This window comes from Vibrio diazotrophicus (assembly GCF_038452265.1).
Classification (GTDB): Bacteria; Pseudomonadota; Gammaproteobacteria; order Enterobacterales; family Vibrionaceae; genus Vibrio; species Vibrio diazotrophicus.
This window is the reverse complement of record NZ_CP151842.1, coordinates 2,284,481-2,303,549: the sequence shown is the minus strand read 5'-3', so window position 1 is coordinate 2,303,549 and position 19,069 is coordinate 2,284,481. Positions and strand designations below refer to the sequence as shown.

General features: G+C 43.6%; 18 protein-coding genes. 14 read left to right on the top strand and 4 right to left on the bottom strand.

Annotation, left to right across the window (positions count from 1 at the left end; genetic code table 11):
* Window positions 1-38: 38 nt before the first annotated feature.
* The 3 genes from AAGA51_RS10450 to rne form a co-directional block, all read right to left on the bottom strand.
* Window positions 39-914, bottom strand: coding sequence for a DMT family transporter (locus AAGA51_RS10450; RefSeq protein WP_042483629.1), 876 nt, complete (start codon window positions 912-914; stop codon window positions 39-41).
* A gap of 165 nt (window positions 915-1,079) precedes the next feature.
* A complete protein-coding gene (locus tag AAGA51_RS10445) occupies window positions 1,080-2,639 on the bottom strand; it encodes a SulP family inorganic anion transporter (RefSeq protein ID WP_042483627.1) in 1,560 nt (519 codons plus the stop codon).
* A gap of 256 nt (window positions 2,640-2,895) precedes the next feature.
* Window positions 2,896-5,910, bottom strand: coding sequence for a ribonuclease E (gene rne / locus AAGA51_RS10440; protein ID WP_042483625.1), 3,015 nt, complete (start codon window positions 5,908-5,910; stop codon window positions 2,896-2,898).
* Between the two features lie 604 nt (window positions 5,911-6,514).
* Here rne and rluC point away from each other — a divergent pair.
* Complete coding sequence (gene rluC, locus AAGA51_RS10435) at window positions 6,515-7,465, top strand: 23S rRNA pseudouridine(955/2504/2580) synthase RluC (RefSeq protein WP_042483623.1); 951 nt, start codon at window positions 6,515-6,517, stop codon at window positions 7,463-7,465.
* A 51-nt stretch (window positions 7,466-7,516) separates the two neighbouring features.
* Here the strand turns inward: rluC and AAGA51_RS10430 are convergent, their stop codons facing one another.
* A complete protein-coding gene (locus AAGA51_RS10430) occupies window positions 7,517-8,098 on the bottom strand; it encodes a Maf family protein (protein WP_042483620.1) in 582 nt (193 codons plus the stop codon).
* Between the two features lie 146 nt (window positions 8,099-8,244).
* On the opposite strand from AAGA51_RS10430, the gene yceD reads away from it, so the two are divergent.
* The 13 genes from yceD to AAGA51_RS10365 all read left to right on the top strand — a co-directional run bounded on the left by yceD (window position 8,245) and on the right by AAGA51_RS10365 (window position 18,811).
* Entirely contained in the window at window positions 8,245-8,769 is a 525-nt protein-coding gene (yceD, locus tag AAGA51_RS10425; protein WP_042483618.1) for a 23S rRNA accumulation protein YceD, read from the top strand.
* A gap of 33 nt (window positions 8,770-8,802) precedes the next feature.
* Window positions 8,803-8,973, top strand: coding sequence for a 50S ribosomal protein L32 (gene rpmF / locus AAGA51_RS10420; protein ID WP_000290732.1), 171 nt, complete (start codon window positions 8,803-8,805; stop codon window positions 8,971-8,973).
* A gap of 9 nt (window positions 8,974-8,982) precedes the next feature.
* A complete protein-coding gene (gene plsX, locus AAGA51_RS10415) occupies window positions 8,983-10,008 on the top strand; it encodes a phosphate acyltransferase PlsX (protein WP_042483596.1) in 1,026 nt (341 codons plus the stop codon).
* Between the two features lie 5 nt (window positions 10,009-10,013).
* On the top strand, window positions 10,014-10,964 hold the full coding sequence (locus AAGA51_RS10410; protein WP_042483594.1) for a beta-ketoacyl-ACP synthase III: 951 nt from the start codon (window positions 10,014-10,016) through the stop codon (window positions 10,962-10,964).
* A gap of 101 nt (window positions 10,965-11,065) precedes the next feature.
* Entirely contained in the window at window positions 11,066-11,989 is a 924-nt protein-coding gene (fabD, locus tag AAGA51_RS10405) for an ACP S-malonyltransferase (protein ID WP_042483591.1), read from the top strand.
* 27 nt (window positions 11,990-12,016) lie between these two features.
* Entirely contained in the window at window positions 12,017-12,751 is a 735-nt protein-coding gene (gene fabG, locus AAGA51_RS10400) for a 3-oxoacyl-ACP reductase FabG (RefSeq protein WP_042484141.1), read from the top strand.
* Window positions 12,752-12,983: 232 nt separating this feature from the next.
* A complete protein-coding gene (acpP, locus tag AAGA51_RS10395; RefSeq protein WP_014204679.1) occupies window positions 12,984-13,217 on the top strand; it encodes an acyl carrier protein in 234 nt (77 codons plus the stop codon).
* Between the two features lie 91 nt (window positions 13,218-13,308).
* On the top strand, window positions 13,309-14,553 hold the full coding sequence (gene fabF / locus AAGA51_RS10390) for a beta-ketoacyl-ACP synthase II (RefSeq protein ID WP_042484139.1): 1,245 nt from the start codon (window positions 13,309-13,311) through the stop codon (window positions 14,551-14,553).
* A gap of 79 nt (window positions 14,554-14,632) precedes the next feature.
* Entirely contained in the window at window positions 14,633-15,436 is an 804-nt protein-coding gene (gene pabC, locus AAGA51_RS10385; protein WP_042483588.1) for an aminodeoxychorismate lyase, read from the top strand.
* Window positions 15,433-16,446: an endolytic transglycosylase MltG gene (gene mltG, locus AAGA51_RS10380; RefSeq protein ID WP_042483585.1), complete on the top strand. Its 1,014-nt coding sequence runs from the start codon at window positions 15,433-15,435 to the stop codon at window positions 16,444-16,446. Before pabC ends, mltG begins: the two co-directional genes overlap by 4 nt.
* A complete protein-coding gene (tmk, locus tag AAGA51_RS10375) occupies window positions 16,446-17,075 on the top strand; it encodes a dTMP kinase (protein ID WP_042483582.1) in 630 nt (209 codons plus the stop codon). The genes mltG and tmk overlap by 1 nt, the downstream gene beginning before the upstream one ends.
* A gap of 12 nt (window positions 17,076-17,087) precedes the next feature.
* A complete protein-coding gene (gene holB, locus AAGA51_RS10370) occupies window positions 17,088-18,053 on the top strand; it encodes a DNA polymerase III subunit delta' (RefSeq protein ID WP_042483579.1) in 966 nt (321 codons plus the stop codon).
* The gene (locus AAGA51_RS10365) at window positions 18,044-18,811 is read left to right on the top strand and encodes a TatD family hydrolase (protein WP_042483576.1); all 768 of its coding nucleotides are present in this window, start codon (window positions 18,044-18,046) and stop codon (window positions 18,809-18,811) included. Before holB ends, AAGA51_RS10365 begins: the two co-directional genes overlap by 10 nt.
* The last annotated feature ends 258 nt before the right edge of the window (window positions 18,812-19,069 follow it).

Below are 19,069 nucleotides of genomic sequence, written 5' to 3'. Positions count from 1 at the left end.
AAAAAGAAGGCAATCTGAAGATTGCCTTCTTTTTGATATTAAGTCCACATGACTAGAATAGCGGCGAGAGCCACAAGAACTAGCCCAAAGCCGTCTTTAATTCGGACTTTTTGTTTAAGCCAGAGAACAGATATCAACATCGTAAAAAAGATTTCTACCTGCCCTAGAGTTTTTACATAAGGAACCGCTTGCAAAGACATCGCACTGAACCAGCCTATTGAGCCTAGACAACTGGTAAAGCTGGTTAAGAAGACTATTTTAGGTCTGGCGAATAAAGCTTTTAGCGTATCCACATCTCTGAGGGTTAAATATGCGACTAGGATGAGTGTTTGAAGGGATATAACTAACAGCAAAACCCAAGCGGCACCGTAAGGAAAAGGTAATCCTAGAGCGATGCTGGCTTCTCGAACCCATAACGATGTTAACGCGAAAGCACTGCCGCAGCTTATCCCCAAAATAACGGTGGGCAAGGATATTTGACGAAAACTGCCTTGAGTACTGAGTAAGAACACACCGATACCGCCAACAAATACCCCGAACCATCCCAATAATGTCAGGTGAGTGCCGAAGAAAAGCATGCCTAACAATGCGGCAACTAATGCTTCGCTTTTGGCAAGACCAGCTCCTACGGCGTAATTATTAAATTTAAACAGCCTAACCATAAGCGCTGTCGCAACGATTTGCATTGTCGCAGCACCGACAATGTAAGTGATGAAGAGTGAATTAAAATTGGGTAGAGCAATGGGCTCTATGACATACAAAGTGATTAAATACAGAGCAGCTATAGGACTTGCCCAAAGAAAACGAGCCAAAGTGACTCCAGCCGTTTTTACATCGCCAGATAAGTGACTTTGAAAAGCGTTGCGCCAAGATTGCATAAAAGCGGCGAATAGAGTGAACAGAATCCATGTCATGCTAAGAACATCCAAAGAGATAACAGAAAGTTGTTGTGCCAGAGATGACACAAGACGAGCACAGGCATATCACTATGCAACTAATCGGTTGCCATATCAAATGGATATATAACAAAAAGCCTCTCAATTGAGAGGCTTAGAAATGTTGATTGAAGAAGCTGTCAGTTAGCCTGCAAGCACATCTGTAGCAACTTTATAGCTAGGGTCTTCTTTCACGTTTATTTCGACTAGGCTGCCTGCTTTATGAAGCAATGCACGGCAATCTTGGCTTAAATGGCGTAGATGAAGTGTTTTTCCTACAGAAGCGTAGCGCTCCGCCAGAGTTTCAATCGCTTCAATGGCTGAGTGGTCAGCAACACGTGACTGAGCAAAATCGACAATCACATCTTGTGGATCGTTTTGCGCGTCAAATAATTCTAAGAAGTTCGCAGCTGAACCAAAGAATATAGGGCCATTAACTTTGTAAACTTTGGAACCTTCTTCATTAAGCTGGCTGGTTGCGTAGATGTGTTTTGCGTGTTCCCAAGCAAACATAAGTGCAGAAGCAATTACACCAACTCCTACCGCAATAGCTAAGTCGGTAAACACGGTAACAATCGTTACTAGTACGATGACAAAGAAATCTTGCTTAGGTACACGACGAGCAAGTTTGAAGGTTGCCCATTCAAACGTACCGATCACCACCATGAACATCACGCCAACTAGCGCAGCCAGTGGGATCATTTCAATCAGTGAGGAAGCAAACAGGATAAAGACCAGTAGCATCACCGCTGCCACAATACCTGACAAGCGCCCACGACCACCAGAATTAATGTTAATCATTGACTGACCAATCATCGCACAGCCACCCATAGCGCCAAATACAGAACAGGTAATGTTCGCAAGACCTTGTCCCATACATTCACGGTTAGACTTACCACGAGTGTTAGTCATTTCGTCTAGAACAGTCAGCGTCAGCAATGACTCAATCAAACCAATAGCTGCCAAAATAACAGAATACGGAAGAATAATTTGTAAAGTCTCAAGTGTCATTGGAACAATAGGGAAGGCAAATGTTGGCAGCGTACCAGCAAGTGTTGCGCCTTCATTACCCGACATTGCACGCAAGAAATCGACAACAGTACGAGTTTCTAACCCGAGACCTTGAACCAGCAAAGTGACGGTAACTATCGCTGCTAATGAAGATGGAACTGCAGTGGTAATTTTAGGAAGAAAGTGGATGATAGCCATCGTCAAAGCGACCAAGCCTAACATTAGGAACAACTGATCGCTTGGAAGCCAACTAAGCGCGCCACTCATATCAGGTGCCTTGAACTGACCTAATTGTGCTAGGAAGATAACAATAGCCAAGCCATTCACGAAACCAATCATGACAGGATGAGGCACCATGCGAATGAACTTACCGAGTTTAAATAGGCCGGCTGCAATTTGCAGTATTCCCGTTAACAAAATGGCGGCAAACAGGTATTGGACACCATGGCTTGATACTAGGCTGACCATTACTACAGCCATTGCGCCTGTTGCTCCCGAGATCATGCCCGGGCGTCCACCGAAAATAGAAGTCACAAGACCAACAATAAATGCGGCGTACAGACCAACCATAGGGTCAACACCGGCTACAAATGCGAATGCAACCGCTTCTGGTACCAGTGCTAAAGCAACAGTAAGACCCGAAAGAGCGTCATTTTTTACAGAGTGTTTGGAAAACTGGGGAAATTCAAACATGAGTTGAGTGTTTTTCCTGATAATTAATGGTGAACCGACTTTATTTAAAACGCTCATTGAATCGAAATGGGATGTGCCAAATAAATGTTGTTTGGCAAAAAGGGTATTCAATAGGCTGAACGCGTTAAGTTAAAGATGAATGGCGGATGCTACAGAATTGTGTGATGAAGTTCAATATTGAACCAATAATCAAGAGTAATGAGCCTGCTGCAATAATAAAAAAGCCACCCGAAGGTGGCTTTTACATGGTTTCTAATTAGTAACCTTGAGGTTTCGCCATGGCAGAACCGGCTTGGTTGCGAGCGACTTGACTACCTGCACCAATAGGTGCGTATCGTTCAGTGCGGAAAGGTGCAGCGTTAACTTCAATTTCCTTCACCTCTTGTGAACCAGAAGCTTTAGTCATTGGTGATGAAGCATGACCTTTTGCCGGAGCTGTAACACTCGCTTTCTTCGCTGGTTCAACTACGGGTACAGGGATCTCCGCCGCTTGTTCTGCTACTTCTTCCACAACAACTTCAGCTACAGGCGCTTCTGTTGTCGGTTGTTCAATGGTTTCAACTGCTGGGGCTTGTTCCACTTCTGGTTGAGTAACCGGTGTTTGTTCAACAGCAGCTGGTTTAACAACAGTCTGTTCAACGACAGGCGTTTCAACCACTGGCTCTGGAGCTTTCTCAACTGGCGCTTCAGCAACAGCTACGTCACGACGAACAATCACTTTACCCATTGCCATTTCTGGGAATGCGTAGCCACCTAATACTGGTGTTGATACAACGGCTTGTTCAATTACCGCTTCAACTTGAGGCTGAGCTTTAACCACAGGTTTAGCTAAGTCGTAACGTGGCATGACTTTACCCATAGCCATCTCTGGAGAAGCTACACCACCTTTGCGTAGGCGGAATGGGTTAGGGCGACGATCACGACCACGGCGACGACGCTGACCACTTGCTCGTAGGTGACGAGGTGAACGACGGTTACGACGCTGTTTCTGTTCATCTTGTTGCTCTGCATTGTTATCAGTATCAATGTTCGCTTGAGTCAACTCAACTTTAGGTTCTTGAATAACAGGTGCTTGAACATCTGCATTCAATGAATTCTCAACGATTTCTGCTTCTTCAGATGGTTGATTGTTCACGCGAACTTGCTTGTTAAGCTTACGGCGTTGACGACGCTCTTTAACTGCAGCCGCTTTTGTTTGTTGCGCTTCGCTTGCAGGTTTTTCAACCACTTCTTGCTGTGCTTCAGCTGCTAACTGGCGGCCTTCTTGTTGAAGTTTGTTCGACTTCGTATCATTGCGGTCGCGCTTGTTACGGCGCTCTTGCTTAGGCTTGCGCTCTTGCTGTTTGCTTTCAGTTGCTACAACAGGTTGTTCGCTCTCAACTTTTTCGTTCGCCTTATCATTTGGCTTACGACGATTTCTGTCTCGAGAGTTGTTGTTACGACGGCGGTCGTTACGTTCGCGACGTTGAGGCTGTTTCTTACGCTCGTTCTCTGCTTCGCTTGTTTCTTTTACCTGTTCTTTCTTCTCTTCTTCTGAAGAAGCGAAAATACCAGCTAAAGCTTTAAAGAAACGGTTAACCAGTCCAGGTTTTTGTTCAACAACAACGGTTTCTTTAGGCGTTTCTACTTTTGGTTTTGCAACTGGCGCAGGTGCTGACTGAGCTGGTGACGCAAAACCTTTCAGAGCAGGTTCTTCGATGCGTTTTGGACGTAAATCAGGTTCACCAAGTTCTTTGCCTTCAGCTTCTTTTAGTGCTTCAAGTTTTCTTGGGATCAAGTAAGAAAGAATTTCATGCTCTTCACCTTCACGTACACGAACTACCTCGAAATGAGGTGTTTCCATGTCTGAGTTTGGAACGATAGTAATTCTAACTTCTTGGATACGTTCAATGTGGTTAATTGAACGACGCTTTTCATTCAATAGGTATGAAGCAATGGAAACAGGCACTACAGCCAATACTTGTGCAGTGTTGTCTTTCAATGCTTCTTCTTCGATAAGACGAAGAACAGATAGCGCAAGAGACTCGTTGTCACGAACTACACCCGTACCCGAACAACGTGGACAAATATGATGGCTTGCTTCTGCTAGAGAAGGGCTTAGGCGTTGACGAGACATTTCTAACAGGCCAAAGCGTGAAATGCGGCCAATTTGTACTCGAGCACGGTCTAGGCGAACAGCGTCACGCAAGCGGTTTTCTACTTCACGCTGGTGACGAACTGGTGTCATATCGATAAAGTCGATAACAACTAGACCACCTAAGTCGCGTAGGCGTAATTGACGTGCAATTTCGTCAGCAGCTTCTAGGTTAGTGTTCAGAGCAGTCTCTTCGATATCGCCGCCTTTAGTTGCGCGAGCTGAGTTGATATCGATAGAAGTTAGTGCTTCTGTTGGGTCAATAACGATTGAGCCACCAGAAGGAAGGCGAACCTCACGTTGGAATGCAGATTCGATTTGGCTTTCGATCTGGAAGTGACTAAATAGCGGCACTTCACCTTCGTATTTCTTAACACGGTTTACGAAATCAGGACGAACTAGACTTATATGGTCTAGAGCACGTTCATAGATAGTATTACTATCAATTAGGATTTCACCGATATCACGACGCAAATAGTCACGAATCGCTCGCACGATTACGTTACTTTCTTGGTGGATCAGAAATGGCGCAGGATTCGAATCAGACGCTTGTTTGATTGCAGCCCAATGATTAAGTAGAACGTTTAAGTCCCATTCTAACTCTTCACCGTTTTTGCCAACACCCGCAGTACGAACGATGAGGCCCATACCTTGTGGTAATTCTAAAGAGCTCAATGCTGTTTTTAGCTCAGTACGCTCATCACCTTCGATACGACGAGAAATACCGCCGGCACGAGGGTTGTTAGGCATAAGAACTAAATAGCTACCAGCAAGAGAGATGAAAGTTGTTAGAGCTGCGCCTTTGCTACCGCGTTCCTCTTTTTCAATTTGAACGATAACTTCCTGACCTTCTTTAAGCACTTCTTTTATGCTTGGACGGCCTTGATAGGTATAACCATCTGGGAAGTATTCGCGGGCAATTTCTTTGAGAGGGAGGAAACCGTGTCTTTCAGCGCCGTAATCAACGAAAGCAGCTTCTAGACTTGGTTCAATACGGGTAATACGGCCTTTGTAGATGTTCGCTTTTTTAGATTCATGTCCAGGACTTTCGATATCAAGATCGAACAATCGCTGGCCATCAACCAAAGCGACACGCAACTCTTCTTTCTGAGTCGCGTTAATTAGCATTCTTTTCATTTAAAAATCTCGTAATTTTTTCTTTGTTTTGATTATTGTTCTTGTCGCGTTTGGTTCGCTTTCACGGTGCCAGATCCCATGGCTTAATTCATTACAGCCTCCCGGCTGGAGGGATGCTCTGAGGGCACGTCAGTCATCACAAGCATAAGCAGCCTGTGATCCGCATAGAGGCGGATTTACTCATCATGAAAGGCGAAGAGTAGAGCAACAAGAAACCTTAACCTGAAATGTCTTACGCCAATGCAGCACCAAGTTATAGGTTTACTACTCGTTTATTGCTTTAATAAAACGGTAAAAATAGAAACATACCAGTTCAATTATTGCAGGTGTGAACTATAGCAGTGACTGCTAGTCACAGCAATGTGCTTTATTAGAAAGCGCTTAAAAATTTCAAGCCATGTCCAAAAGTGTTTCCTAGTCAGTGTCAAATCTGAGCAAAATGAAAGAGAAGTTTGCATTTTATCAATAACAAACCGCCCAATTTTCGGGCGCAATGAGCAATGTGATGTTTATTTCAACGAGTTATTAAAAAAAAGCATCCGAAAAGCGATTTTTAATCACGAAGAAAATGTGAATTCACGTAGATTCAGTTAGAATAGTTGCCATGAACGAAATCAGAACCCAAGTCCAGTTCATCGATATAGATGAAGATATGGCTGGTCAACGCATCGATAATTTTTTGCGTAACCAATTAAAATCAATTCCTAAAAGCATGGTTTATCGAATCTTGCGAAAGGGTGAAGTGCGCGTAAACAAAAAGCGAGTGAAGGCTGAATATAAATTGGAAGCTGGAGACGTGGTTCGTGTTCCACCCGTAACGATTGAAGCGAAGGCAGAAGAAGCAACTGCGCCAAGTACCAAGCTGAACAAAGTTGCGGAACTTGAACATTGCATTATCCATGAAGATGACCATGTACTGATCTTGAACAAACCGTCAGGAACAGCGGTGCATGGAGGTAGTGGCCTAAAGTTTGGTGCGATTGAAGCTTTACGTGCGTTACGTCCACAAGCTCGCTTTCTGGAACTGGTACATCGTATTGACCGCGACACATCGGGTATTTTGCTGGTTGCTAAAAAGCGTTCGGCACTTCGTCATCTACAAGCTCAGTTTCGCGAGAAAACAGTACAGAAATACTATTTTGCTCTGGTGATGGGGGAGTGGGAGAGCAAGTGGAAGGTCGTTAACGCGCCGCTGCTAAAGAACGAAGTGAATAGTATTGTTCGAGTCAATTCTAACGGTAAGCCTTCAGAAACGCGTTTTAAGATCCTTGAAAAGTTTGAACAGGCGACGTTGATTCAAGCGAGCCCAATAACAGGCCGAACTCACCAGATACGCGTTCATACTCAATATATGGGGCATCCAATTGCGTGGGATGACCGATATGGTGATCGCCGTTTTGATGCCTATACTGCCCAATTCGGCATTGACCGTTTGTTCTTACACGCTGCGAACATTCGATTTGTTCATCCAGCGACGGAAGAGCAAATGGAAATTAACGCTCCTCTGGATAGCAAACTTGAGCATGCGCTCACTCAAATGCGCTCTGCCAAATAACAAAAGGCTTGTGATAAACAAGCCTTTTTCAGTTTGATAGTTCGATGAAGTTTATAGAACTGTAAAACTTTCGTTTTCGAGCAATTGGATAAGCTTAATAAGTGGAAGACCTACTAATGTATTTGGGTCGTCACCTTCGAGTTTGTCGAATAGGGCAATTCCTAACCCTTCACTTTTAAAACTGCCTGCACAGTTTAAAGGCATTTCTTTTTCAACATAACATTCGACCATCTTTTGATTAAGTTGGCGAAAATGCACTGTGAACGTATCTAGCGTAACCTGACTTTTTTGCGTTTCAGAGTTATACAGTGCTAAGCCTGTGTAAAAGGTAATCGCTTTCCCACTTTGACTCATCAACTGCTCAACCGCTTTTTGCTTGGTATGCGGTTTACCAACGATTTGTCCGTCAATGACGCAAACTTGATCTGAGCCAACGACTAAACTTGGGGTTTTAACGACACAAGAGCGTGCTTTTTGTTCTGCTAGTCTTTGTACTAAAGCTTCAGGCGACTCGTTTGTGTGGGGTGTTTCATCGCAATTGGGCTGTGCGGTAATGAAAGGGATATCGAGCTTTTTCAGCAACTGCTGACGAAAAGGTGAAGTGGAAGCTAAAACTAGTTGGTAATTTTGCATTTTACTTTACAATTATCGTTAAGTTTATGTGCAGCATATAGCATTCAATGCTGTTGACCATAATTCTCTCCGTGAAAAGGGAAAAAATTGTATTTTTAACCTTTTTCTTTGACTAAATCTGTTTTGGAAGATAATATTCGCGCCCTATGCAAAAGGTAAAGATACCGCGAACGGTTGATCCGGGCAAAGCGGCTCAAAAACGACTTGATTACGATGGCATCATCCAAATGAGTCTTTTGAAGCGCTTAGATGAATCAGTCGCTAGCGTAAAACGCGACGCACAAGTCTCATTGTCATTTGGGCTTGATGAACAACAACTCGTAGTTATCTCTGGTAAAGCTAACATCGAAGTTGATTTAGAGTGTCAGCGCTGTAATGAGGTTTTCGCACACGAGTGCGAAATTGAATTCACTTATTCTCCGATTACGGGGAAAAAGAGTGATGAAGAAATTCCCGACGATTACGATTTGGTAGATCTTAATGAGTACGGTGAAGTAAACCTGATTCAGCTAGTTGAAGACGAGTTCATCTTAAGTTTGCCTCAAGTAGCAATGCATGAAGATGCGGATTGCAGCGTTAAATCAGACAATATGGTGTTTGGTGAGATTCCAGAAGAGATTTTGGAAGATAAACCGAATCCATTCGATGTTTTAAAAAGTTTGAAGAAGTAATTCTTTGAGACCATTAACATAGGAGTAGGGTCAATGGCCGTACAACAAAACCGTAAAACACGTTCACGTCGTGGTATGCGTCGTTCACACGATGCGCTAACTGCAGCTGCACTATCTGTAGACGCGACTTCAGGTGAAACTCACCTACGCCACAACGTAACTGCTGAAGGTTACTACCGTGGTAAAAAGGTTATCAACAAGTAAGGTTGACCTTTGCAAAATTTAACCGTTGCACTTGATGCAATGGGCGGGGATTTCGGTCCTCGCGTAACAGTGCCTGCCGCCGTGCAGGCACTGTCGCATTTCCCAGAGCTAAAAGTGACTCTCATCGGTGATCAAACTGAGATCGCCCAACAACTTTCTTTATTAGGTTGCGAACCGAACGCTCGCTTGAGTGTCGTAAATAGTGACCGCGTCATCTCGAATTCAGAAAAACCCTCTTTGGCATTGCGTCACAGTGTTGGTACCTCTATGGGTATGGCTATTGATCTTGTCGCTGACGGTCAAGCTGATGCGTGTGTCAGTGCTGGCAATACCGGTGCATTGATGGCGTTATCCCGTTTTAGGCTTAAACTATTGCCAGGTATTGATCGTCCCGCTTTGGTTTCAGCGTTGCCCACCGCGTCAGGTGGTAAAACATGGATGCTGGATTTAGGCGCAAATGTTTCTAGTGATGCAGACTCTTTATTTCAATTTGCAGTGATGGGTGCAGCATTAGCTGAGCAACATTTAGGTCGACCTGCTCGTGTAGCGATTTTGAATATCGGTGCGGAAGAGATTAAAGGTAATGATTTAGTTAAACGTTGTGCAGAAATGCTGAGTCAAACACACGCTGTGAATTTTATCGGCTACATTGAAGGGAACCAATTATTAATTGATGCAGCAGATGTTGTCGTATGCGATGGTTTCGTTGGCAATGTTTGTTTAAAGGCGTGTGAAGGAACGGCACAACTTTTTATCGATAGGCTAAAAAATAAGTTTTTAGGCTCATCTATAAAAGGTTGGATTGCGAAAAAGCTGTTTTCTGAACTATTTACTGAGTTAAAAACACTGAACCCCGACCAGTATAACGGCGCAAGTTTGCTAGGATTGCGCGGCATTGTAATAAAAAGTCATGGAAGTGCTGATGTATCCGCTGTCGTGAATGCGATATCAGAGGCGGTGCATGAAGTTAAACGACAAGTACCCAGCCGTATAAGCGATCGTTTGGAAGCGGTTTTACTCGAGAGGCATTATTAGTCTTCATGTATAGCAAAATTTTAGGTACTGGCAGCTACCTGCCATCTCAGGTGCGTACTAACGCTGATTTAGAGAAAATGGTAGATACAAGTGATGAGTGGATTGTCACTCGTACCGGTATTCGCGAGCGTCGTATTGCAGCTGAAGATGAAACAGTTGCAGATATGGCGTTTTATGCAGCGCAAAATGCGATCGAAATGGCGGGCATTGATAAACACGACATTGATCTCATTATCGTCGCGACCACAAGCAGCAGCCATACGTTCCCTTCATCTGCTTGTCAGGTTCAAGGGAAATTAGGCATTAAAGGCTGTCCAGCATTTGACTTAGCAGCGGCGTGTTCTGGCTTTATTTACGCGCTTTCGGTTGCAGATCAGCACATTAAAACAGGCATGTGTAAAAATGCACTGGTTATTGGTGCAGACGCATTGTCAAAAAGCTGTGACCCAACGGATCGCTCAACCATTATTTTATTTGGCGATGCAGCAGGCGCGGTTGTGCTGGGGGCAAGTAAAGAGCCGGGTATTCTTTCAACCCACATCTACTCAGATGGTGAATTTGGTGAATTATTGAGTTTACCAGTCGCTGAGCGTGGTGGTGATGCTGACAAATGGTTGTACATGGCTGGTAACGAAGTCTTTAAAGTTGCGGTGACTCAGTTGTCTAAGCTGGTTAAAGATACGTTAGAAGCAAATAACATGCATAAGTCTGAGTTGGATTGGCTGGTTCCGCATCAAGCGAACTATCGCATTATTTCTGCGACAGCGAAAAAACTCTCTATGTCTCTAGACCAAGTAGTATTAACCTTGGATAAACACGGTAACACTTCGGCGGCTACTGTTCCAACAGCGCTTGATGAAGCGGTTCGTGACGGTCGTATCAAACGTGGTCAAAACTTATTATTAGAAGCTTTTGGTGGCGGTTTCACCTGGGGCTCAGCTTTGGTTAAATTTTAACAACGTTAGATTTTAGCCAATCGGTTTTTGTAATAATTAATCGTTACTATTAGTCTTTAAGGCGTTGAAATAACGCCTTAATCATTTTTGAGGAAACAGCAATGAGCAAGTTTGCTATCGTATTTCCAGGTCAAGGTTCTCAAGCTATCGGTATGCTTGCAGAGCTTGCACAGCAGTATGATGTAGTTAACCAAACTTTTGCAGAAGCATCTGATGCATTGGGATATGATCTGTGGGCGTTGGTTCAAAACGGCCCTGTTGAAGATCTAAACCAAACTTTCCGTACACAGCCTGCATTACTTGCAGCGTCTGTTGCAATTTGGCGAGTGTGGCAAGAACTTGGCTTGGAACAGCCATCGGTTCTTGCAGGTCACAGCTTGGGTGAGTATTCAGCATTAGTCTGTGCAGGTGTTATTGACTTCAAACAAGCGATCAGCTTAGTTGAGCTTCGTGGTAAAGCGATGCAAGATGCCGTTCCTGCTGGTACTGGTGCAATGTATGCGATCATCGGTCTTGATGATGAAGCGATTGCTAAAGCTTGTGAAGATGCGGCGCAGGGTGAAGTGGTTTCTCCAGTAAACTTCAACTCGCCAGGCCAAGTTGTGATTGCTGGCCAAAAAGACGCAGTTGAACGCGCTGGTATACTGTGTAAAGAAGCTGGTGCTAAACGTGCGTTGCCTCTACCTGTTTCGGTTCCTTCACATTGCGCATTAATGAAGCCAGCGGCTGAACGTTTAGCTGCAGCATTAGCGGAAATCGAATTCAATGCACCTCAAATCCCAGTAATTAATAATGTGGATGTTGTTGCTGAAACAGATCCTGCGAAAATTAAAGATGCACTTGTTCGTCAGCTATACAGCCCAGTACGCTGGACTGAAGGCGTAGAGAAAATGAGTGAACAGGGCGTTGAGAAACTACTAGAAATGGGTCCAGGTAAAGTTCTGACTGGCCTAACTAAACGTATTGTAAAAACCTTAGACGCAGCAGCAGTGAACGATATTGCTTCACTAGAAGCAGCTAAGTAAATATAGGAACCAAACATGAGTCAATTCATGAGTTTAGAAGGCAAAGTTGCACTAGTTACTGGTGCAAGCCGTGGTATTGGTAAAGCTATCGCTGAACTATTTGTAGAACGTGGTGCCACAGTAATTGGTACTGCAACCAGCGAGAGCGGCGCGCAAGCAATCAGCGCTTATCTTGGCGATAACGGTAAGGGGTTAGCTCTTAACGTTACAGATGCAGAATCTATTGAGACAGTATTGAAAGCAATCAATGATGAGTTTGGTGCAATCGATATTCTAGTGAACAATGCAGGTATCACTCGTGATAACTTGTTGATGCGTATGAAAGACGATGAATGGTCAGATATCTTAGATACTAACCTGACTTCTATCTTCCGTATGTCGAAAGCTGTACTACGTGGCATGATGAAAAAGCGTAATGGCCGCATCATCAACGTAGGTTCTGTAGTTGGTACTATGGGTAACGCTGGACAAGCAAACTATGCAGCAGCAAAAGCAGGCGTGATTGGTTTTACTAAATCAATGGCGCGTGAAGTTGCTTCTCGTGGTGTGACAGTAAACACTGTTGCTCCAGGTTTTATCGAAACAGATATGACAAAAGCACTGAATGATGAGCAACGTGCTGCTACACTTGCACAAGTACCAGCTGGTCGTTTAGGTGATCCACGTGAAATTGCTTCTGCAGTTGCATTTTTGGCTTCACCAGAAGGCGCTTATATTACGGGCGAAACTTTGCACGTAAATGGCGGCATGTATATGGTTTAATGCCATTTTTGTGCTAAGTTGGAAACAGAGTTTTAATTGTGAGCAACTTTGTACATTAATTGATATAAAAATGCGCAACATTTGTGCATGATATATGTCAAAAATGGTGTGAATTTCGGTTAAAATCGCCAATTTTGTGGTTTGACCAGCAAGGACCCCCTTGCAACTTTCCCTAGTTAGAATAAACTACGGAATCATCGCATTAGGCGAAATCTGTAAAGGAAAAGAAAAAATGAGCAACATCGAAGAACGCGTAAAGAAAATCATTGTTGAACAGCTAGGTGTAGACGAAGCAGAAGTTAAAAACGAAGCTTCTTTCGTTGAAGATCTAGGTGCGGATTCTCTAGACACTGTAGAACTAGTTATGGCTCTAGAAGAAGAATTTGACACTGAGATTCCTGATGAAGAAGCAGAGAAAATCACTACTGTTCAAGCTGCGATCGACTACGTAAACAGCGCTCAGTAATGTCTCTTCCCAGGCGGTCATCTGACCGCCTGAGTTTTTCTCAATCATCTTTACCTCTCATAGAATTTTTCAATTCCCGGAGAATATGATCGTGTCCAAGCGTCGTGTCGTTGTCACTGGCATGGGTATGTTGTCACCAGTGGGCAACACAGTAGAATCTTCTTGGAAAGCCCTGCTAGCTGGTCAAAGTGGTATTGTTAATATTGATCACTTTGATACAACCAATTTTTCAACTCGTTTCGCAGGTCTAGTTAAAGACTTTAATTGCGAAGATTACATGTCTAAAAAAGAAGCCCGCAAGATGGATTTGTTTATCCAATATGGTATTGCTGCGGGTATTCAAGCATTAGACGATTCTGGTTTATCGATCACTGAAGAAAATGCTCCACGTGTTGGTGTTGCTATTGGTTCAGGTATCGGTGGTCTAGAGCTTATTGAAAGTGGCCATCGTTCACTTTTAGATAAAGGCCCACGTAAAGTTAGCCCATTCTTTGTACCATCAACCATCGTAAACATGATTGCTGGTAACTTATCTATTATGCGTGGTCTACGTGGCCCTAACATCGCTATTTCAACAGCATGTACGACTGGTTTGCACAACATTGGTCATGCAGCTCGTATGATTGCATACGGTGATGCAGAAGCTATGGTTGCTGGTGGTGCAGAAAAAGCATCAACGCCGCTAGGTATGGCTGGTTTCGGTGCCGCAAAAGCGTTGTCGACTCGTAACGATGAACCACAAAAAGCTTCTCGCCCTTGGGACAAAGACCGTGACGGTTTTGTACTAGGCGACGGTGCGGGCATCATGGTGCTTGAAGAGTACGAACATGCTAAAGCTCGTGGCGCTAAAATTTATGCAGAAATCGTTGGCTTCGGTATGTCTGGTGATGCTTATCACATGACTTCACCAAGCGAAGACGGTTCTGGTGGCGCGCTAGCGATGGAAGCGGCAATGCGTGATGCTGGCCTAACTGGTGTTCAAATCGGTTATGTGAATGCTCACGGTACATCGACTCCTGCTGGTGACGTGGCTGAAGTGAAAGGCATCAAACGTGCTTTAGGCGAAGAAGGTTCGAAACAAGTTCTTATCTCTTCTACTAAGTCAATGACTGGCCACCTATTAGGTGCAGCGGGTTCTGTTGAAGCTATCATCACAGTTATGTCGCTAGTTGATCAAATGGTTCCACCAACAATTAACCTTGAAAACCAAGAAGAAGGTTTAGACGTTGATCTTGTTCCAAACACTGCACGTAAAGTGGAAGGTATGGAATACGCAATGTGTAACTCGTTTGGTTTTGGTGGCACAAACGGATCATTGATCTTTAAACGCGTATAAAGTTCATTGAACTGTACTTGTTTTGAAACGGCTTGATGCTTAGCATTAGGCCGTTTCTTTATTTTCAGGGAGCGGAAATATGTTTTGGATAAATGGTGAGCAGAGTGATCTAGTTTCAGTCAGTGATCGCTCATTTCAATACGGTGATGGATGCTTTACAACTATGTTGGTCAAGCAAGGTCAAATTCAGCATTGGCAATATCATCTAGACCGTATGGAAGCGTGCTTGAAAGTCTTAGACATTCCGTTTCCCGATTGGCAGAAAGTCGAACAATGGTTGGAACAAGCTTCTCTTTTCGATGAGAAATCTGGCCTTAAATTGCATATCACCCGAGGTACTGGTGGGCGAGGTTATAGCCCTGCTCAAACCACGCAACCTAACGTTACGATTAGCAACTTTTCTTTGCCCTCTCACTATGCACAATGGCAAGCCGAAGGTTTGCAGCTTGGTATTTGTTCGAAGCGCATGGGCTTAACCCCTATGCTTGCAGGACACAAACACAACAACCGACTCGAGCAGGTTCTACTCAAAAGCGAAATGGATTTGGCTGGCTATCTCGATGGTTTATGTCTTGATATTCATGGGCATATTGTAGAGACCACCGCCGCCAATATTTTTTGGGTAAAAGGTGCTACTTTGTATACGCCTTCGTTAAAAAATGCAGGTGTTTCAGGTGTGGCCCGCAGAATTATATTAGAATACGCCCAGCAACTTAATTTGAAAGTGGTGAAAGGTGATTTCGAACTCGATCATCTTGATAATGCCGAAGAAGTATTTATCTCTAACTCACTGTTAGAGATCGCACCTGTGGTCCAAATATCGGAGCGTAAGTACTCTATTGGACAACAGACGCTAAGAATTCAGGAGAAATTTAATTCGTGATTAAAAAGTTATCTTTTCTATTGGTCGTTCTTTTTCTGTGTGTAGCTGGCACTTATTTTTATGTACAAAGTGAAGTAAACAGCTATCTTGCTCAACCTTTAAAAATAGAAGAGCCGCAAATCGTCACTATTCAAAGTGGCACCAGTTTAAATCGCGCGATGTCAATGCTAGTAGAGAAGAACTGGATCGAGACAACGCCTTTTACTTCTCTAATCCATCGCTTGCACCCTGAGCTTGCTGGCCTAAAAGCGGGAACTTTCCAGCTCACACCAGATATGACGTTAAACCAAGCGTTGAATCTAGTGATTTCAGGTAAAGAACATCAGTTTGCTATCACCTTCGTTGAAGGTAGCCGTTTCTCTGAATGGAGAGATATCCTTACGAATAATCCTTATCTGAAACACACGTTAGATGGTGTATCAGAAAAAGAGATTGCTCAAAAATTGGGGATTGAACGCGACAAACTGGAAGGCTTGTTTCTTGCGGAAACTTACCATTTTACTCATGGAGCAAGTGACTTAGATATTCTGAAGCGGGCGCATGTAAAGCTGAATGACATTCTGACTACTGAGTGGGACAAACGACAAACTGGTTTACCCCTGAAATCGTCATACGAAGCGCTGATTTTGGCCTCAATCATTGAAAAAGAAACCGCAGTTGAAGATGAGAGAAGACAAATCTCATCGGTATTTGTTAATCGACTTAACAAGCGCATGCGGCTTCAAACTGACCCTACTGTGATTTATGGTATGGGTGAAAATTATGACGGGAATATTCGCAAGAAAGATTTGAAGGCCCCTACACCCTATAACACCTATGTGATTTCTGGCCTACCACCGACGCCTATTGCAATGGCTGGCCCTGCTTCAATCAATGCAGCTCTAAATCCAGACCAAAGCAGTTATTTGTACTTTGTTGCTAGTGGTAATGGTGGTCATGTTTTTTCTAAGACACTCGCAGAGCATAACCGCGCAGTACGCGCCTATCTAAAACAGATTCGTAACCAATAATGAACTCAAAATTTATCGTAGTAGAAGGCCTAGAAGGGGCTGGTAAAAGTACCGCTATTCAAGCGATTGTAGAAACCTTACATGAGTTTGGTGTCGACCAAATTACACGTACTCGAGAGCCTGGTGGCACTGTACTGGCAGAGAAAATGCGTGAGTTGGTTAAGCAAGAGCACGAAGGTGAAGTTCTGCAAGACATGACTGAACTGCTTTTGATGTATGCCGCTCGCGTTCAGCTAGTTGAGAACGTGATAAAGCCAGCTCTAGAGAAAGGAAGTTGGGTTGTTGGAGATCGCCATGATATGTCTTCTCAGGCTTATCAGGGGGGCGGTCGTCAAATCTCGCGTCAAACCATGCAAAGTTTGAAACAAACGACTCTGGGTGATTTTAAGCCTGATTTAACTCTTTATCTTGATATTGATCCTAAAGTCGGTCTTGAGCGTGCTCGCGGACGTGGTGAGCTGGACCGTATTGAGAAAATGGACATCAGTTTTTTTGAGCGCACAAGAGCACGATACCTTGAAATAGCTGGTTCAGACGATTCGGTTATTGTCGTGAACGCAGAGCAAACCATAGACAAAGTGGCACAGGACATTAAGTCTGCGCTACAACAATGGTTGAAGAGCGTCTAGGGAGCAAGCGATATGCGAGAACTCCATTCTTGGTTACAAAGCAGTTGGGATAACTGGAAGCACCAGCTAGATAATAACAGCTTCGCTTCGGCTACCTTGCTGTCATCTTCTCCCGGTTTAGAAACGTTTCAGTTGGCCGAGCAGTTTGCTCGTTCATTGATGTGTAGCACTTCCAACAGTGAACCTTGTGGTTTTTGTCATGGCTGCGATTTAATGCAGTCGGGTAATCACCCTGATTACCATGTCGTAAAGCCGGAGAAGGAAGGGAAGGCGATTACAGTAGAGCAGATACGCCAGTGTAATCGTATTGCTCAGGAGTCCTCTCAGCTCTCAGGTTATCGCCTGTTTGTGATTGAACCTGCAGAGGCGATGAACGAGTCTGCTGCTAACGCATTATTGAAAACACTCGAAGAACCGCCAGAGAAGTGTGTGTTTGTTCTCATTGCTTCCAAAGCCAGTGCCTTGTTGCCTACGATTGTGAGTCGATGTCAGCAAGTTACGATTCCCGATCCGCAATCTTCAGTTGTCACTCAGTGGCTACAGAATGAATTGGGTGAGCAAGTTCCGTCTTATGTTGCTCATATTAATGGTGATGCTCCAGTACAGACTAAAGCTTTTATTCAGTCCGGTGATTTAGATACGTACAAGTCTATTGAAGAGAGTCTGATTGCTGCGGTGCAAGGCAATACTGAAGCTGCCCTCAAATGTGCGAGCAAACTGAATGAGTCACCAGTTGTGCGCTTAACTTGGCTTTGGTACTTACTTACTGATGCTCAAAAAGCTCATTTTGCTGTTGTGCAACCAAACTTTACTCCCGGTTGTCATACTTTATCGTCAGTATTGAGCTATGTTGTTTTAGAAAAGCAAAGTTCAGAACTTGCCACTTTAATTGAAAAGCTACGTCATTTTACTGGTCTAAATAGCGAGCTTTTAATTATGGATTGGATATTTAAATTTAACGAGGAAACATGTTTGTAGATTCCCACTGCCATCTGGATAAACTGGATTATCAAGATTTACATACTGATATATCGGATGTCGTGAACAAAGCCGCTCAAGCGAATGTAAAACAGCTATTGTCGGTTGGAGTTACGCTTGATTCTTTCCCTGACATGATTGAAATGATCACGCCATTCGAAAATGTCCATGCCTCTTGTGGTGTTCATCCATTAGATGTGGAAAGTGAGTTCGCACTAGATAAGTTCCACGAATATGCGAAACACCCTAAGGTGGTGGCGATAGGTGAAACTGGTTTGGATTATCATTACCAGCCAGAAACAGCAGAGTTGCAGAAATTACGTTTTTCCCAGCAAATCGAAACCGCGGTTGCACTTAATAAGCCGCTGATTATTCATACTCGCAATGCGCGAAAAGACACCTTAGAGATGCTAAAACAAGGTGGAGCAGAGCGTTGTGGTGGCGTGATCCACTGTTTTACTGAAGATCTCGCTTTTGCGGAAGCGGCTATGGATTTGGGTTTTTACATTTCTATCTCAGGGATTGTTACTTTCAGACAAGCAACAGAACTGAAGGAAGTCGTGAAAGCACTGCCGATAGAACGCTTGCTGATTGAAACGGACTCACCATATCTTGCACCTGTTCCACACCGTGGAAAAGAGAATCAGCCAGCCTATGTTGTTGAGGTTGCAGCCTACATTGCTCAGTTAAAAGGGTGCTCGCTTTCTGAAATCGCTGAAAAAACAACCCAAAATTACCAAAATCTTTTTTTGCGATAGAAATCAACATTTGCTTTAAAAAGGAGCATCTGCTCCTTTTTTTATTGAAAATTTTAGATGATTGTAAAAATAACTCCATTGTTTACTAAATCTGTTGATTTTGAGAGGGAAAAACAAACCAATGTAATTTTGTTACATAAAATAACATGATGCCCAATTTTATTTACGCAGTGAAATTATTGGTTTTAACTTTTAAATTTATTAAAAACAATTAGATACGTTCTGTGTAATGGTTTTCAGAGGTCAGATCTGATTGTG

Bases quoted from the DNA above. Each gene is read 5' to 3' on its own strand.
- tmk (WP_042483582.1), top strand. From the start codon at position 16,446: ATGAACTCAAAATTTATCGTAGTAGAAGGCCTAGAAGGGGCTGGTAAA.
- AAGA51_RS10445 (WP_042483627.1), bottom strand. From the start codon at position 2,639: ATGTTTGAATTTCCCCAGTTTTCCAAACACTCTGTAAAAAATGACGCT.
- AAGA51_RS10430 (WP_042483620.1), bottom strand. From the start codon at position 8,098: ATGCAAAATTACCAACTAGTTTTAGCTTCCACTTCACCTTTTCGTCAG.
- pabC (WP_042483588.1), top strand. From the start codon at position 14,633: ATGTTTTGGATAAATGGTGAGCAGAGTGATCTAGTTTCAGTCAGTGAT.
- yceD (WP_042483618.1), top strand. From the start codon at position 8,245: ATGCAAAAGGTAAAGATACCGCGAACGGTTGATCCGGGCAAAGCGGCT.
- rpmF (WP_000290732.1), top strand. From the start codon at position 8,803: ATGGCCGTACAACAAAACCGTAAAACACGTTCACGTCGTGGTATGCGT.
- rne (WP_042483625.1), bottom strand. From the start codon at position 5,910: ATGAAAAGAATGCTAATTAACGCGACTCAGAAAGAAGAGTTGCGTGTC.
- rluC (WP_042483623.1), top strand. From the start codon at position 6,515: ATGAACGAAATCAGAACCCAAGTCCAGTTCATCGATATAGATGAAGAT.
- acpP (WP_014204679.1), top strand. From the start codon at position 12,984: ATGAGCAACATCGAAGAACGCGTAAAGAAAATCATTGTTGAACAGCTA.
- fabD (WP_042483591.1), top strand. From the start codon at position 11,066: ATGAGCAAGTTTGCTATCGTATTTCCAGGTCAAGGTTCTCAAGCTATC.
- fabG (WP_042484141.1), top strand. From the start codon at position 12,017: ATGAGTTTAGAAGGCAAAGTTGCACTAGTTACTGGTGCAAGCCGTGGT.
- AAGA51_RS10365 (WP_042483576.1), top strand. From the start codon at position 18,044: ATGTTTGTAGATTCCCACTGCCATCTGGATAAACTGGATTATCAAGAT.
- AAGA51_RS10410 (WP_042483594.1), top strand. From the start codon at position 10,014: ATGTATAGCAAAATTTTAGGTACTGGCAGCTACCTGCCATCTCAGGTG.
- holB (WP_042483579.1), top strand. From the start codon at position 17,088: ATGCGAGAACTCCATTCTTGGTTACAAAGCAGTTGGGATAACTGGAAG.
- AAGA51_RS10450 (WP_042483629.1), bottom strand. From the start codon at position 914: ATGACATGGATTCTGTTCACTCTATTCGCCGCTTTTATGCAATCTTGG.